The sequence below is a fragment of the Streptomyces sparsogenes subsp. cuspidosporus genome (genome assembly GCF_039532705.1).
Taxonomy (GTDB): domain Bacteria; phylum Actinomycetota; class Actinomycetes; order Streptomycetales; family Streptomycetaceae; genus Streptomyces; species Streptomyces sparsogenes.
Genome location: NZ_BAAASD010000067.1, coordinates 1 through 15,188, shown reverse-complemented (window position 1 = coordinate 15,188; position 15,188 = coordinate 1). Strand labels below are relative to the sequence as shown.

Here is a 15,188-nt window from a genome sequence, read left to right as displayed (position 1 = left end):
CCCGGCGCCCGACCCCGGGCCCGTCGCGAGGGGGCGCACTTCCGGCGCGCCCCGATAACATCACTTCGTGACGACGTCGTTACCCGGGCCCGGCGCCGCCCGGACAGCCGCCGAGTTCGTCGCCCTGCTGCGCGCCATGAAGACCCGGTCCGGCCTCTCGTACCGTGCGCTGGAGCGCCGTGCCCGCAGGGCGGGCGACCAGTTGCCGACAAGCACCCTCTCCGGCGCGCTGAACCGCCTCTCGCTGCCGAGCGAGGACGTCGTGGCCGCCCTGGTCCGGGCGTGCGGCGGAAGCCCGCGGACGGTCCGGGAATGGGTCGAGGCACGCCACGCGCTGGCCCTGCGGGAACAGTCCGCCCCCGGGACGGACCCGCCCGTGACGAACCCGTCCGGGACGGGCACCGCCGCCGACCCGCCGGCGCCGTCCCCGGAGCGGGCGGACGCCACCGGCGGGGACGGCCACCAGGACGGGGAGGGGCCGGGGGCACGGCAGCCCGTCCCCTGTCTGCTCCCGCCCGACCCGCCCCTGTTCGTCGGCAGGGAGGCCGAGCTGGCCGAGGCCCGCCGGCTGCTCGGCCGGGAGCGCCCCGGCCCGGCGACCCTGCTGGTCACCGGCCCGGCCGGGGTCGGCAAGACGGCCTTCGCCGTGCGCGCCGGTCACCTGCTGGCCCCGCGGTTCCCGGACGGGCAGCTGTACGTGGACCTGCGGGGCTTCGGCGAGGACCCGGCGGAGCCGTTCACCGTCCTGGGGGCGTTCCTGCGGGCGCTCGGCGTACGCGGCGGCGCGGTGCCCGCCGAACTGACCGACCGGATCCACCTCTACCGCACCCTGACGGCCCCGCGGCAGATGCTCGTCGTCCTGGACAACGCGGCCGACGCGCTGCAGGTGCGCGACCTCCTGCCGAGCGGCCCCCACTGCGCCACCGTCGTCACCAGCCGCACCACCCTGGCGGACCTGGGCGGCCGCAGGCTCCCGTTGGACGTGCTGGACTCCGCGACCGGGCTCGCCCTGCTCCGCGAGATGCTCGGCCCCGACCGCACCGCCGCGGACCACGACTCGGCGCGGTCCATCGTGGAGACCTGCGAGGGCCTCCCCCTGGCGGTATGGGTCGCCGGGGCCCGGCTGGCCGCCCGGCCGCACTGGCCCCTGGCCAGAGTCGCCCGCGCGCTCGCCGACGAGCAGCGCAAGCTCGACGAACTGGCGGTCGGCCACATCGCCGTGCGGGCCAGCCTCGAACTCACCTACCGGGGGATGACCCCGGCGACCCGGCACGCCCTGCGGATGCTCGCCCTGCTGCCCGGCCCCGACTTCGCCGCCTGGGCCCTGGCCGCGTCGCTCGACACCGGCCTGGCCGACGCGGAGGCCGTGCTCGACGATCTGATCGAGGTGCACGTGGTGGAGATCGCCTCGGCCGGCGCCACCGGATTCCGCTACCGGCTGCACGACCTGGTGCGGCTGCTCGGCCGCGAGCGGGCGGAGCGGGAGGTCCCGCGCGAGGACCGCGCGGCCGCGCTCACCCGGCTGGTCGGCGCGAGCCTCCACCTCGCCGACTTCGCCGCGGAGACCCTCAGCGTCGACTTCCTGGGCATCTCCCAGACCGACCTCGCGGTGTGGCGGCTCTCCCCGACCGACGCCGACCAGGTCTTCGCCGACCCCCTGGTGTGGTTCAACGACGAGCGCCGGTTCCTCATCGACGTGGTGGACCAGGCGCTCGATGGCACCGACGTGGCCGCGGCGGCCGGGCTGGCCACCGCGCTGACCACGCTCTTCCAGGTCGGCAGCCACTTCGACGACTGGGAGCGGCTCCAGGGCCGGGCCCTCAAGGCGGCGCTGCGCGCCGACGACCAGCGCAGCGCCACCAAACTCCACCGCTGCCTCGGCGAGCTCACCACCATCCTCGACCGGTACCCGGAAGCCCTGGAACACTTCCGGCAGGCCCTGCTGCTCGCCGAGGGGGAGGGGCCGGCCTACCGGGCGAGCGCCACGGCCGGGCTGGCCTATGTGCACCGGCTGCTCGGCCAGTACGACCTCGCCGTGCGGCATTTCGGACAGGCCTCCGAGCTGGCCCGGTCGGCGGGAAACGTCAACTGCCTCGTCTACGCGACCAACGGCATCGGCGTCATCGACCTCGAACAGGGGCGCGTCGAGGCGGCCATGGCCCGCTTCACGGAGTGTCTGCGGGTGAGCCGGGAAGCGGGCTACCGGCCCGGTGAGGCCCAGGCCCTGCGGTGCCTGGGGCAGAGCCACCGGGAACGCGGCGACTACCCGGCCGCCGCCGGCTGCTTCCGGCAGGCCGCCTCGATCAGCGAGGACCTGGGCGACCGGCTCGGCGCCACTCACGCCACCTGCTGGCTCGGGGACGTCCTGGAACGCCAGGGTGAGCACGCCGAGGGGCGCCGGCTGCTGGCCCGCAGCCTGTGGGCCTACCGGGAGTTCGGCAATCTGTGGGGCGAGGCGGCGACGCTGTACGCGCTCGCCGAGGCCCAGCTCGCGGCCGGCCGCCCGGACCCGGCCCGCCGGCGCGCCGAGGCCGCCGTCGGGCTGTGGCGCCGGATCGGCTCCCGCACCTGGCTGGCCGTGGGCCTCGACACCCTCGCCCAGGCCCACGCCCTCGCCGGCGACCCCGACGCCGCGGCCCTGGCCCGGCACGAGGCCGCGGCGGCGCGCACGCCCCAGGACGGCACCGGCCGGTGATCCGGCGCTTCCCCGGCCGCGGGGTCAGTCGATCCAGACCACGACCGGGATCCGTATCGCCCGGATGTCGTGGTGGACGCTGTACTCGATGAGCACCGGCTCGCCCGCGACCTGGATGCTGAACCGGGTGCCGTGGTCGCCCATCGCGTCGCCGGGCGGCCGCCGGCCCCGGTCCAGCGCGGCGCCCGCCTCCAGCGCGAGGGCGGCGATGTAGTTGGCGACCTTCTTGGCCAGGTCCGTGGGCATCGCCACGATGGCCGCGGCCGGAGTCTCCTCGACGTACGCGGCCCAGCCCGGCCGGGGGCGCCCGGGACGCTCAGGGCTCACCCGCCCGCTCCCTCGAGCCGGGTCATGAGGTCGTCGATGCTGACGAGGTTGCGCCCGGCCGCGGCGTTCGCGCGGCTGCGCTCCGCGGCCGGGGCCTTGGCGAGCATGGCGACCTTCCACCACGAGCGCATCACCGCGGGCACCACGGCCTCCTCGGCGGCCAGCACCTCACCGTAGAACCGGGCGCGCTGCTCGCCGGTCAGGGCCTCGCCGATGGCGTTGATGGTGTGGGGGATCGCGGCGACCTTGCGGGCGACCGGGTGTTCCGGCTGTGCGCTCATGCGCACCTCCTCGAGCTGGGGGCCAGGGCCTGCCGACGACGGTACCCGCGGCCGCGCCGTCGGTGGGCCCCGGGCCGGATCTTCCGTCCGCCGTCTGCGCGCGCCGGTACGCTCCGCGCGCTCAATAGACGGTGAGCCCGTAGGCGTTCAGCACTTCCTGGATCGGCTGGTAGTAGGTGGTGCCTCCGGAGGCGCAGTCCCCGGAGCCCCCGGAGAGAATGCCGATGACCTTGTCGCCCGCGTACAGCGGGCCCCCGCTGTCACCCGGCTCGGCGCAGATGTTGGTCTGGATCAGCCCGGAGACGACGCTCCCGCCGCCGTAGTTGACGGTGGCGTTGAGCCCGGTGACCTGGCCGCAGCGGACCCCGGTGGTGGCACCCCGGCGGCAGACCTGCTGGCCGACGTGGGCGGTGGTGGTGCCGGTGATGTCGACGGTGCCGACGGTACCGGGGTGCGGTACGGCCGCGTTGGCGTACCGCACGACGCCGTAGTCGTCGCCGGGGAAGCTGGTGCCGGTCGTCGGGCCGACCGGGGTGGTCAGCCCGGAGCCGGCGTACCAGGTCGGCAGGGCGTCCGTGCAGTGGCCGGCGGTGACGAAGTAGTACGTGGAGCCGCTTTGCACATTGACCCCGACGGAGCAGCGCACGCCCCCGGAGGCGTACACGCCGTCGCCGCCCGACAGGAGGGTCCGCGGCGTGCCGCCGCTCCGCTCCACGGTCACGGCCCCGCCGAACCGCCCTGCGGTGCGGTCGAGCCGGGCCAGGCCGGCGCGCCCGACCGCGGCGCCGGCCAGCACGCGCAGCGTCCCCGACTCCTCGTCCACGACCCAGGCGGTGCCCGGGACGTCCAGGGACTCGACGGCCGAGGCGGCGGCGGACAGGGACGCGGCCCGGGAAGCGCCGGCGGGGGCCGTGGGCGCGGCGGCCGCGCTGGGGCCGGCGGTCGCGAGAGCGGCCGCGGCGAACAGGCCGGAGGCCGCGGCGATCAGCCGGGAGCGTCTCCAGGGACGGCGTGCGGTCTTCACCCGAACCTCCTCGAGAAGGCTGTCGCCGCCTCATTCTGCCCGCGCTCGTGCCCGCGCGGTACCCAACTCCCGGCGGAATCCGGCGGTTTGCCGAACCGGCAAAGGAACTCGCTACGGTGAGGCGTTCATCGCAGGATCGCCGAGAGAGCCACCGCACCTTGAGGAGGAGCCATGTCACAGCCCGCCCCTGCCCTCGATGTCGTCCACCGTCTCGTCCGCACGTCCGCCGGCCGGATCCACCTCGTCGAGCAGGGGGCCGGGCCGCTGGTCCTGCTGGTGCACGGTTTCCCGGAGTTCTGGTACTCATGGCGCCGCCAGCTTCCGGCGCTGGCCGCGGCCGGTTACCGCGCGGTCGCCGTCGACGTGCGCGGCTACGGGCGTTCCTCGAAGCCGGAGGGCTCCGCCGGGTACCGGATGCTCGACCTGATCGAGGACAACGTCGCCGTGGTGCGGGCCCTCGGGGAAGAGACCGCCGTGATCGTCGGCCACGACTGGGGGGCGACCATCGCCGCCAACTCCGCGCTGCTGCGGCCCGACGTCTTCCGCGCGGTCGGGTTGCTGAGCGTCCCGTACGCGCCGCGCGGAGGGCCGCGGCCCAGCGAGGTGTTCGCGCGGATGGGCGGGGATGAGGAGCTGTACGTCTCCTACTTCCAGGAGCCCGGCCGGGCCGAGGCCGAGATCGAGCCGGACGTGCGCGGTTGGCTCGCCGGTATCTACGCCGCCCTGTCCGCCGACACCATGCCCGCCCCCGGCGCCCCCGACCCGCACTTCGTCAGCCCCGGCGGGCGGATGCGCGACCGGTTTCCGGCGGACCGGCTGCCCGCCTGGCTCACCGAGGACGACCTCGACGTCTACGCCGCGGAATTCGAGCGGACCGGCCTGAGCGGCGCGCTGAACCGCTATCGCGCCATGGACCGGGACTGGGAGGACCTCGCCGACTTCGACGGCGCCCCGATCACCCAGCCGTCGCTGTTCCTCGGCGGGGCCCGGGACGCCTCCACCACCTGGCTGGCCGACGCGATCAACGCCTACCCCGTCACCCTGCCCGGCCTGCGCGGCTCCCACATCCTCGACGACTGCGGCCACTGGATCCAGCAGGAACGCCCCGAGGAGGTCAACCGCCACCTGACCGACTGGCTCGCCCGCCTGCCCGAGTGACCGGGGCGGATGCCGCGCGCCCGGGGGCCGGCTCCGCGAGGATGTCCGGACCCGCGTCACATGTTGTCCATGTCCAGTCAACCTGCCCGCTTGGTGGCCTCCCTAGGCTCCACCCCGCGCGACCTCCGGCGCGCCCTCGCCGCCGGCCGGCGGCGAGGCGGTCACGGCCCTTGGCAGCGAGAGTGGAACGTCGCACCCTCCTGCGCGCCGCCCTCCTCGGCGGCTCCGCGGCGGCTTTCGGCGGAACCCTGTGGCGCGGCGCGGCCCACGCCGCACCGGCGCAGCCCGGCGCGGGCCCGTACGGGGCGCTCGGCGCGCCGGACGCGGGCGGCGTCCGGCTGCCCGCCGGGTTCACCGCCAAGGTGATCGCCCGGTCCCGGCAGACGGTGGCCGGCACCTCGTACACCTGGCACGACGCCCCTGACGGCGGGGCCTGCTACGCCGACGGCAGCGGCTGGATCTACGTCTCCAACTCGGAGATGAACCCGTCGGGCGGGGCGAGCGCGGTGAGGTTCTCCTCGACCGGCGCGGTCACGGGCGCGTACCGCGTCCTCTCCGGCACCCGGCAGAACTGCGCCGGAGGCAAGACCCCGTGGAACACCTGGCTGTCCTGCGAGGAGGTCGACCGCGGCTATGTGTACGAGACCGACCCCTGGGGCGTGAAGGCGGCGGTGCGGCGCGACGCGATGGGCCGCTTCAAGCACGAGGCCGCGGCCGCCGACCCGGTCCGGCGGACCGTCTACCTGACAGAGGACGTCACGGACGGCTGTTTCTACCGCTTCACGCCGACGACATGGGGCGACCTGTCCTCCGGCACGCTGGAGGTCATGGTCGCCGGCTCCGGCACCAGCACCCCCGTCACCTGGGCGAAGGTGCCCGACCCCAGCGGCGCCACCGCCACCCGTAACCAGGTGGCCGGCGCCAAGCGGTTCAACGGCGGCGAAGGCTGCTACTACGCGAACGACACCTGCTGGTTCACCACCAAGGGCGACAACCGGGTGTGGCAGTACGACGCGGCCGCCCAGACCCTCGAACTGGCCTACGACGATTCCCTGGTGACCGGCGGCACCGCCCCGCTGACCGGCGTGGACAACGTGACCGGGACGCCCTCCGGCGACCTGTACGTCGCCGAGGACGGCGGGAACATGGAGATCTGCCTCATCACCCCGGACGACGTGGTGACCCCGTTCCTGCGCATCGACGGCCAGTCCGGCTCGGAGATCACCGGCCCGGCCTTCTCGCCCGACGGCAAGCGGCTCTACTTCTCCAGCCAGCGCGGCACCAGCGGCAGCTCATCGGGCGGCATCACCTACGAGGTCACGGGCCCGTTCCGCGGCTGACGCGCCTGACCGGGGGCCGGAGCCGCCGCCCGGCCGCGAGGGCGGCGGCTCGGGCGCTGACGGCAGGCCCGGGAGTACCTATACTCCATGATCTTCAACCTGCTGCGCCCCGGAGATGACAGCGTGAACGCGTACCACCCCTCGCCGGCCGACGGCCCTTCGGTCCCCGCCGGCTGCCCGGCGCACCCCGACGCCGTACGGATGCACACCGAGCAGCTCCAGACCGACCCGGCCGAGCTGTACCAGCGGCTGCGCCGGGAGCACGGCCCGGTCGCGCCCGTCCTGCTCGACAACGACATCCCCGCCTGGTACGTGCTCGGCTACCGCGAGCTGCACCGCGTCACTTCCGACCCGAGCCTGTTCGCCCGGGACTCGCGCCGCTGGCACGCGTGGGACTACATCCCGGCCGACTGGCCGCTGATGCCGTTCGTCGGCTACCGGCCGACCATGCTGTTCGCCGAGGGTGCCGAGCACCAGCGGCGGGCCGAGGCGATGTACGACGCGCTGGCGTCGGTGGACCAGTTCGAGCTGCGCGCGGAGTCCGAGCGCGTCGCCGACGAGCTGATCGACGCCTTCGCGCCCAGCGGCCACGCCGAACTCATCACCGACTACGTCAGCCAGGTGCCGATGCGGGTGGTCACCCGTCTGTTCGGCCTCGACCCCGCTGTGGCGGCCGCCATCCAGCGCGACACGGTCGAGATGGTCAGCGCCACCGAGGGCACCATGGCCGCGTACCAGCGGGTGCACGACCGGATGGTGGCGCTGGTGGCCGAGGTCCGCGGCGACCCCGGGATGCCGGGCATCCCCGCGCGGATGGCGGAGCACCCGGCGGGCCTCACCGACGAGGAGATCGTCAACGACCTCATCGGCACGGTGTACGCCAGCCACCAGAGCACGACCGACTGGATCGGCAACGCGCTGCGGCTGATGCTGACCGACGAGCGGTTCGCGGTCACCCTGGCGGGGGGCCGGCGCAGCGTCGGGCAGGCGCTGAACGAGGTGCTGTGGGAGGACACCCCGGTCCCCAGCTTCATCGGCCGCTGGGCCGCCGAGGACACCGTCCTGGGCGGACAGCGGATCAAGAAGGGCGACTGCCTGGTCCTGGGCCTGGCCGCGGCCAACGCGGACCCGAGCATACGGCCGGACTTCCAGGCGGGCGCGGCGGGCAACCAGGCCCACATGTCCTTCAGCTACGGCGAGCACGGCTGTCCCGTGCCGGCCCGGGAACTGGCCGAGGTGATCTCCATGACGGCGATCGAGGTGCTGCTGGACCGGCTGCCCGACGTGGCGCTGGCCGTGCCGGCCGAGGAGCTCGAATGGCGGACCTCCGTCTGGTTCCGGGGCGTCAGGGCCCTCCCGGTGGAGTTCACCCCCGCTCCGGGCTGACCGGCACCGCCGCCCGACGGCGAGGACACTCGCGGCGCCCGCCCTGCGGCGCCCGCCCTGCGGCGGCCGTGGTCGGTGACGGCGAGGTCGGCCTGTGCGGCGTCATCGCCGCCAAGGAGCTGGGGGCCGAGCGGATCCGGAGATTCAGGCCCATCAGTGTCAGCGGAAGAGGTTGATGGCGTCCAGGTGCTTGGCCCGCAGCTCGGGGTCGCGGACGCCCAGGCCCTCCTGGGGGGCGAGGCACAGCACGCCGACCTTGCCCTGGTGGAGGTTGCGGTGGACGTCGTAGGTGGCCTGGCCGGTCTCCTCCAGGGGGTAGACCTTGGAGAGGGTGGGGTGGATCCTGCCCTTGGCGATCAGGCGGTTGGCCTCCCAGGCCTCGCGGTAGTTGGCGAAGTGGGTGCCGACGATCCGCTTGAGGGACATCCACAGGTAGCGGTTGTCGTACTCGTGGGTGTAGCCGGACGTGGACGCGCAGGTGACGATGGTGCCGCCCTTGCGGGTGACGTACACGCTGGCGCCGAAGGTCTCCCGGCCGGGGTGCTCGAAGACGATGTCCACGTCCTCGCCGCCGGTCAGCTCGCGGATGCGCTTGCCGAAGCGCTTCCACTCCCTGGGGTCCTGGGTGTGCTCGTCCTTCCAGAAGCGGTAGTCCTCGGCGCTGCGGTCGATGATCGCCTCGGCGCCCATGGCCCGGCAGATCTCCGCCTTGCGGGGCGAGGACACCACGCAGACCGGATGCGCGCCGCCCGCGAGCGCGAGCTGGGTGGCGAACGACCCGAGGCCGCCACTGGCACCCCAGATCAGGATGTTGTCGCCCTGCTTCATCCGGGCGCCGTTGCTGGAGACCAGCTGCCGGTACGCGGTGGAGTTGACCAGGCCGGGTGCGGCGGCCTCCTCCCACGTCAGATGATTCGGCTTGGGCATGAGCTGGTTGGACTTGACGAGCGCGAGTTCGGCGAGGCCGCCGAAGTTGGTCTCGAAGCCCCAGATGCGCTGCTCGGGGTCGAGCATGGTGTCGCTGTGGCCGTCGGCCGACTCCAGCTCGACGGACAGGCAGTGGGCGACGACCTCGTCGCCCGGCTTCCAGAGGTTGACCCCGGGGCCGGTGCGCAGCACGACGCCCGCCAGGTCGGAGCCGATGATGTGGTACGGCAGGTCATGGCGCTTGGCGAGCGGGGAGAGCTTGCCGTACCGCTCCAGAAACGCGAAGGTCGGCAGCGGCTCGAAGATCGACGACCACACCGAGTTGTAGTTCACCGCGGAGGCCATCACGGCCACCAGGGCCTCGCCGGGCCCCAGTTCGGGCACCGGCACCTCGTCGACGTGCAACGACTTGCGCGGGTCCTTGTCCGCCGAGGTCAACCCCTCGAACATGTCGACTTCGCTCTTGTGCAGCACCACGGCTCGGCAGCTCTCCGGAAGTCCGAGCGCGGAGAAGTCCCCCGTGCTCGCGGCACCGGAGGTGATGGCGTCAACGATGTCCTTCACGTGTGTTCCTTTCGGGTCGTTCCAGGGCCGGCGGGACAACGGTCGCCGTGGGACGGCACCACGATCAGAGGGCGGGGGCGGTCAGGCCGGCGCGGATCTTCTCCAGCACGGACGCGGCGTGCGCGTCGAGGAAGAAGTGCCCGCCGGAGTATGTGTGCAGCTCGAACCCGCCCGTGGAGAACGCGCGCCAGGCCCGTGCCTCTTCGGCGGAGACCTGCGGGTCCGCGTCGCCGGTGAACACCACCAGCGGGCAGGTCAGGGGCGGGCCCGGGGTGTGGCGGTAGGTCTCCACCGCCCGGTAGTCGTTGCGGATGGCGGGCAGCAGCATGGCCGCCACGTCCGGGTCGTCGAGCAGGCCGCTCGCGGTGCCACCCAGCTCCCGTACCTTGGCGATCAGAGCCCCGTCGTCGCGCCGGTGCACCCCCTCGTCACGCGAGAACGAGGGCGCGGCCCGCCCGGAGGCGAAGAAGGTGACCGGCCGGATGCCCTCCCGCTCCAGCCGCCGGGCGACCTCGAAGCCCACCAGGGCGCCCATGCTGTGGCCGAACAGCGCCAGTGGACGGTCCGTCCACTCCCGGAGTTCCGCCACCAGCATGTCGGCCAGCCCGGTCACGCTGCCGACGCACGGCTCCTTGCGCCGCTCCTGCCGGCCCGGGTACTGGACCGCCAGGACGTCGGCCACCGGCGACAGCTGCCGCGAGAGGCGGAAGAAGTAGCTCGCGGCGCCGCCGGCGTGGGGGAAGCACACGAGGCGGACGCCCGCCTCGGAGGGGTGGAAGCGGCGTATGGAGCTCGTGGTGTGTTCCTCGGCCCGTGTCATGGCTGTGGTCGCTCCTCGGTGACGGATGGGCGGGGCGCGGTCATACCCGGGTGTTCGCCGCCCTGCGGCCGTTCCACCGCTCCACCCAGTCCTCCAGGATGTCGACCGCCGTCTCGGTGCCCTTCTCGGCGCGCACGGCCTCGCCGACGCTCGCCGCCCGCCGGGCGATGCCCTCGTCGGTCAGCGCCTTCCCGAGCGCCTCGTCAAGGCGCTCGGCGGTGAACTTCGAGAAGGGCACGGGTCGTGGGGCCACCCCCAGCCGGTGCACCTGCGCGGCCCAGAACGGGCTGTCGGCGAAGGTCGGCACGACGACCTGGGGTCTGCCCGAACGCAGCGCCTCACCCGTGGTGTTGCAGCCGCCGTGGTGAATGACGACCGAGGACCGGGGGAACAGCCACGGATAGTGCACATCGTCGACGCGGAGCACATCGTCCGGCACCTGGTCCGGGCCGCCGCCCACCAGCACCAGCCGCCGCCGGTGCGAGCGGACCACACCGAGCACCTTCTCCAGCGTCTTCTCCGGCTGGTGCACCGGCCAGATGCTGCCGAACGACAGCGTCACCGGGGCCTCCCCGGACTCCATGAAGTCGACGAGTTCGGCGGAGGGGGTCCACTCGCGGTCCCAGAACCAGTATCCGGTGAACCGCGACAGCGCGGGCCAGTCGGCGGGCTCCGTGAACATCTCGCGGGTGACCGGGCACAGCAGCGGGACCTGCCGGCCCAGCTCGCGGTAGGGCGCGCCGAAGGGCAGCCCCGGCATGCCCGCGTCCTTGCGGTAGCCGCGGATGGAGATCCAGTCCAGCAGCCCCGCCATCCTGTGCGTCAGCCGGTTGTAGGGCGGCCCGAGCCTGGTCGGGGGCGCCATCATGGCCGGCCACCGGCTGGTGGGGTTCAGCGGCCACCAGGACAGCGAGGCCCAGGGGGTGGTGCCGCTGTCCTCGAAGAGGATCCGGCTCAGCACGCTGTTGACCACCAGGTCGGCCCCCTCGCAGGCTTCCTTGATGCGGGCGGCCAGCAGGCGGATGTGCTCGGGGGTCTGCCGCGGCACCTTGCGCGCCGCGCGGAAGAGCGAGGCCCCCTGCTGAAGCGCCTCGGCGAGGGCCGGATGCGCCAGGAAGTCCCGTGGGCTGCCGGGAAGTTCGGCGAAGTCGAGACCGGACTCGCGGACCAGTTTCTCGAAGTCCCCATGGGTGGCGAGGACGACCGAGTGCCCCCGGTCCGTCAGGGTCCTGCCGAGCGCGATGAACGGCTGGACGTCACCCCGTGACCCTGTGACGACGAGCGAGACCTGCATGGATCCTCCGGTGCTTCAGTAGTAGGGGACGTAACGGTCGAGCAGGCGGTCGAGATAGTCGGGCTCGGTCACCGACCGGAGGTCGGGCAGCAGCTTGCACAGCTTTTCGACCGACACCCGGGTCAGGGTGAGGGGCGCATCGACCACCTCGCGCTGTGCCGAGAGCGACAGCCGCTCCTCGATGCCGTGGACGACCGTTTCCACGGGCCTTGGAGTGCCCGAGGCGATGTTGATCACCTCGTTGTCGACGCCCTGGCCCAGCAGCCCGTCGATGGCCCGGACCAGATCGGCCACGTCCACCAGATCGCGGTGCGCGCCCCGGTGCAGCCGCACCCTGCCGCCGCGCACCTGCCGGACGAGCGCGGGCAGCAGTTGGTGCGGGCGCTGCCAGCGGCCCGTCGCATGGCTCACCCGCAGCACGAGCCAGGGGGCGCCGGATTCGGCCACGATGCTCTCCAGCCGCAGCTTCTGTCTGCCGTAGGGCGAGATCGGCCGCGGCACGGCGTCCTCGGCCATCAGTGTGTCCCCACTGCCGTAGAGCGCGTGGGAGGCGCTGGACAGGAACACCACGAGTCGGCCTTCGGCGCGGCACCTCCGGGTGACCTCCGCCACCAGGGCCGTCTCGCGGTCGAACTCCGCGGTGGCGCGCGTGCTGGTGCTGGAGACGCCGACGGCCAGCACCGTGGCCCGTGTGTGGTGGTCACCGACGGCGGCCAGATTGCGGGCGATGAACCCCCTGCCGACGATCTCCATCAGCGGCCCTCCACGGCAGGCCGCGCGGGCGGGAAGGTTTCGCGGTGCGCCGATCCGGGGGAGGGCGGTACCCCGTGGCCGAGAGCAAGCGATCCGGCCGGCGCGGAGCGGACGGTCCGGTCCTCGACCGGACAGGGTGATCGTCGATCAGTGCCCGGGGGCCATAAGCCGGCCGACGAGCGGGTCGCCGGCGGCAGGCGCCGTTCCGGCTGGAAAACATCGGTCAGTGCGCCGTTTGCGCCGGGTGGGTTTCCCGGTCCCCCCTTCCACAGTAGACGGCGCGGTAAACCGTCTAATTCCCTGATCGAGACGCCCGGTAAGCCACCGACTTCGGGCGGTTTGACGACCGGTTCGTCCCGGCAGGGCACTGCCCCGGGGACGTTGCGTATCCGCCGTCCCGGTCCCGCAAGGAACCGGCCATAGTGCTGAACGAGGTTTACGTTCGGCTTCTCGAATCTCCGGCCCTTCAGTTCGCCAAACGGGACGTGCCCTGGCTTCGAGCGCTCCGTGTCGTGATATGCGGTGAACGATGTGTGGAAATGGCGAAGGCCCTCGGCGACGCGGTCCACGTCTCGCCCGGACCGGGTAATTCCGGCCACCGCCTCGGTATCCGGCCTGGTCAACACGTCGGCGCTGCCCGGCTGGGCGTGCGTCATCAGTCGCTCCTTGTTCGCTGGCACGGTTTGCGAACTGGCTCGGGGAAACCCCGCGATTGGGGCGGCCGCCGGTGGCGCACTTCAGGCACTGCACATCCCGTACTCCCGGGGGAGCGCCTGGTTCTTTCGATTCTTTGACCCCGGCTAGTCCTACGTCTCCCGCGTTCGGCTGTCAACTCAATACCGGCGAACTGCCGGTCCGGAAACCGCCGAGTGTCTTACGGGGTATCTGTACCGACACACCCCGCCTTGTTGACAAGTTCCCGGACGGACGGGCCTATTTGGGGAGGTGGTCTGTGACCCTCGTCACATTGCCACTCCCGTTACGCGTGTGGCAGAGTCGATCACGGCATGTGAACTGCCCTGTTCCGCAGCTGAATTGAAATAGCTCGCAAAATCCTCCTTGCGTTTCCTGTCTCAGTGGAAACCGGGAGTTGAGTAGTTGCCGGTCCCAAACGGTATTCCGGGGCGAATTCGGGGAATTTGAAGACCTAGCGGGGGTTCAATTTTGTCCAGGGCTGCTCGTTCGACGCAGCACGGTGATGACAGCGATCAGATTGCGGTAGTCGGACTCGCCTGCCGGCTGCCGCGGGCCGGTTCGGTGGCGCAGTTGTGGCGGCTCCTCCGCGACGGAGTCGACGCGATCAGCCCCCTGCCGCCGGGACGATGGCCGCAACGACCCTCGGCCGACGCGGAGTTGGCCTCCGAGCAGGGCGGTTTCCTCGACCGCGTGGATCAGTTCGATGCCGGCTTCTTCGGCATCTCGCCGCGCGAGGCCGCGGCCATGGACCCTCAGCAGCGCCTCTCCCTGGAGCTCGGCTGGGAGCTGCTGGAGAACGCCGGCATCGCCCCCGACACCATGACCGGTCAGCGCGCCGGAGTCTTCGTCGGTGCCATGAGCGACGACTACGCCACCCTCACCAGGCAGCGCGACTCCACGGCCGTTTCGCACCACACGCTGGCCGGGTTGCAGCGCGGCATGATCGCCAATCGGCTCTCCTACCTCCTCGGCCTCAACGGTCCCAGCCTGACGGTTGATTCAGGCCAGTCCTCCTCCCTCGTCGCCGTCCACATGGCGTGCCAGAGCCTCCGGGCCGGTGAGTGCGAGATCGCCCTCGCGGGCGGGGTGAACCTGAACCTCACCTTCGACGGCACCCTCAGCGTGTCCCGGTTCGGGGGGCTCTCCCCCGATGGCCGCTGCTACACCTTCGACGCCCGCGCCAACGGCTATGTACGCGGCGAGGGCGGCGGCTTCGTCCTGCTCAAGCCCCTGGCACGGGCGCTGCGGGACGGCGACCGCATCCACGGCGTGGTACGCGGCAGCGCCGTCAACAACGACGGCGGCGGCGACAGCCTCACCACCCCCAGCCAGAAGGCTCAGGAGGACGTGCTCCGCCGCGCGTACACCGCGGCGGACGTGCGCCCCGGCGACATCCAGTACGTCGAACTTCACGGCACCGGCACCCCCGTCGGCGATCCCATCGAGGCGGCCGCACTCGCCGCGGTCCTCGGCTCCACCCGACCGGCGGACCAACCGCTGCGGGTCGGCTCGGTCAAGACCAACGTGGGCCACCTGGAGGGCGCCGCCGGCATCGTCGGGCTGATCAAGGTCCTGCTCGCCCTGGAGGCGGGCGAGCTCCCCGCCAGCCTCAACTTCGAGACACCCAACCCGGCCATCCCGTTGGAGGACTGGCACCTCCGGGTCCACACCGAGCACTCCCCCTGGCCGCGCCCGGACGCGCCGCTGGTGGCCGGCGTGTCGTCCTTCGGGATGGGCGGCACCAACGCGCATGTGGTGGTGGAGCAGGCTCCGGCGGTGGAGCAGTCCGTAGAGGTGGGGTCGGGTCCGGTGGGGTTGGTGGCCGGTGGGGGTGTGGTGCCGTGGGTGGTGTCGGGCCGGTCGGCCGAGGGTGTGCGGGGGCAGGCGGCGCGGTTGCGGGAGTTCGTGGCTGCTGCCTCGGAT

Annotated in this window: 12 protein-coding genes; 5 read left to right on the top strand and 7 right to left on the bottom strand. The window is 72.6% G+C overall.

Going from position 1 to position 15,188, the window contains the following annotated elements; all coding sequences use genetic code 11:
- Positions 1-67: 67 nt before the first annotated feature.
- Complete coding sequence (locus tag ABFY07_RS40140) at positions 68-2,695, top strand: ATP-binding protein (RefSeq protein ID WP_346179200.1); 2,628 nt, start codon at positions 68-70, stop codon at positions 2,693-2,695.
- A gap of 24 nt (positions 2,696-2,719) precedes the next feature.
- On the opposite strand, the gene ABFY07_RS40135 is transcribed toward ABFY07_RS40140, so the two are convergent.
- From ABFY07_RS40135 to ABFY07_RS40125, 3 genes are all read right to left on the bottom strand, one after another.
- The gene (locus ABFY07_RS40135) at positions 2,720-3,022 is read right to left on the bottom strand and encodes a hypothetical protein (protein ID WP_245738416.1); all 303 of its coding nucleotides are present in this window, start codon (positions 3,020-3,022) and stop codon (positions 2,720-2,722) included.
- Positions 3,019-3,303: a hypothetical protein gene (locus ABFY07_RS40130; protein ID WP_065967327.1), complete on the bottom strand. Its 285-nt coding sequence runs from the start codon at positions 3,301-3,303 to the stop codon at positions 3,019-3,021. Before ABFY07_RS40130 ends, ABFY07_RS40135 begins: the two co-directional genes overlap by 4 nt.
- 121 nt (positions 3,304-3,424) lie before the next feature.
- A complete protein-coding gene (locus ABFY07_RS40125; protein WP_346179199.1) occupies positions 3,425-4,327 on the bottom strand; it encodes a S1 family peptidase in 903 nt (300 codons plus the stop codon).
- 171 nt (positions 4,328-4,498) lie between these two features.
- Here ABFY07_RS40125 and ABFY07_RS40120 point away from each other — a divergent pair, with 171 nt between their 5' ends.
- The 3 genes from ABFY07_RS40120 to ABFY07_RS40110 all read left to right on the top strand — a co-directional run bounded on the left by ABFY07_RS40120 (position 4,499) and on the right by ABFY07_RS40110 (position 8,211).
- Entirely contained in the window at positions 4,499-5,485 is a 987-nt protein-coding gene (locus ABFY07_RS40120; protein ID WP_346179198.1) for an alpha/beta fold hydrolase, read from the top strand.
- A 182-nt stretch (positions 5,486-5,667) separates the two neighbouring features.
- Positions 5,668-6,825 (top strand): alkaline phosphatase PhoX, encoded by a 1,158-nt coding sequence (locus tag ABFY07_RS40115; RefSeq protein WP_346179197.1) that lies wholly within the window; start codon positions 5,668-5,670, stop codon positions 6,823-6,825.
- 87 nt (positions 6,826-6,912) lie between these two features.
- Positions 6,913-8,211, top strand: coding sequence for a cytochrome P450 (locus ABFY07_RS40110; RefSeq protein ID WP_346179196.1), 1,299 nt, complete (start codon positions 6,913-6,915; stop codon positions 8,209-8,211).
- Between the two features lie 159 nt (positions 8,212-8,370).
- Here the strand turns inward: ABFY07_RS40110 and ccrA are convergent, their stop codons facing one another.
- From ccrA to ABFY07_RS40090, 4 genes are all read right to left on the bottom strand, one after another.
- Positions 8,371-9,702 carry a crotonyl-CoA carboxylase/reductase gene (gene ccrA / locus ABFY07_RS40105; protein ID WP_346179195.1) on the bottom strand — a complete coding sequence of 444 codons (1,332 nt, stop codon included), beginning with the start codon at positions 9,700-9,702 and terminating at the stop codon, positions 8,371-8,373.
- A 64-nt stretch (positions 9,703-9,766) separates the two neighbouring features.
- Positions 9,767-10,522 (bottom strand): thioesterase II family protein, encoded by a 756-nt coding sequence (locus ABFY07_RS40100; RefSeq protein WP_346179194.1) that lies wholly within the window; start codon positions 10,520-10,522, stop codon positions 9,767-9,769.
- 40 nt (positions 10,523-10,562) lie between these two features.
- Positions 10,563-11,816, bottom strand: a complete 1,254-nt coding sequence (locus tag ABFY07_RS40095; protein WP_346179193.1) for a glycosyltransferase — start codon at positions 11,814-11,816, stop codon at positions 10,563-10,565.
- A 15-nt stretch (positions 11,817-11,831) separates the two neighbouring features.
- On the bottom strand, positions 11,832-12,569 hold the full coding sequence (locus tag ABFY07_RS40090) for an NAD-dependent epimerase/dehydratase family protein (RefSeq protein ID WP_346179192.1): 738 nt from the start codon (positions 12,567-12,569) through the stop codon (positions 11,832-11,834).
- A gap of 1,164 nt (positions 12,570-13,733) precedes the next feature.
- Here ABFY07_RS40090 and ABFY07_RS40085 point away from each other — a divergent pair.
- Positions 13,734-15,188: type I polyketide synthase (locus ABFY07_RS40085; protein WP_346179191.1), on the top strand; the 1,455-nt coding region annotated here is incomplete at its 3' end.

Excerpts from the sequence above, each read along its gene's own strand:
- ABFY07_RS40130 (WP_065967327.1), bottom strand. The coding sequence starts at position 3,303 with ATGAGCGCACAGCCGGAACACCCGGTCGCCCGCAAGGTCGCCGCGATC.
- ABFY07_RS40120 (WP_346179198.1), top strand. The coding sequence starts at position 4,499 with ATGTCACAGCCCGCCCCTGCCCTCGATGTCGTCCACCGTCTCGTCCGC.
- ABFY07_RS40110 (WP_346179196.1), top strand. The coding sequence starts at position 6,913 with ATGATCTTCAACCTGCTGCGCCCCGGAGATGACAGCGTGAACGCGTAC.
- ABFY07_RS40100 (WP_346179194.1), bottom strand. The coding sequence starts at position 10,522 with ATGACACGGGCCGAGGAACACACCACGAGCTCCATACGCCGCTTCCAC.
- ABFY07_RS40095 (WP_346179193.1), bottom strand. The coding sequence starts at position 11,816 with ATGCAGGTCTCGCTCGTCGTCACAGGGTCACGGGGTGACGTCCAGCCG.
- ABFY07_RS40090 (WP_346179192.1), bottom strand. The coding sequence starts at position 12,569 with ATGGAGATCGTCGGCAGGGGGTTCATCGCCCGCAATCTGGCCGCCGTC.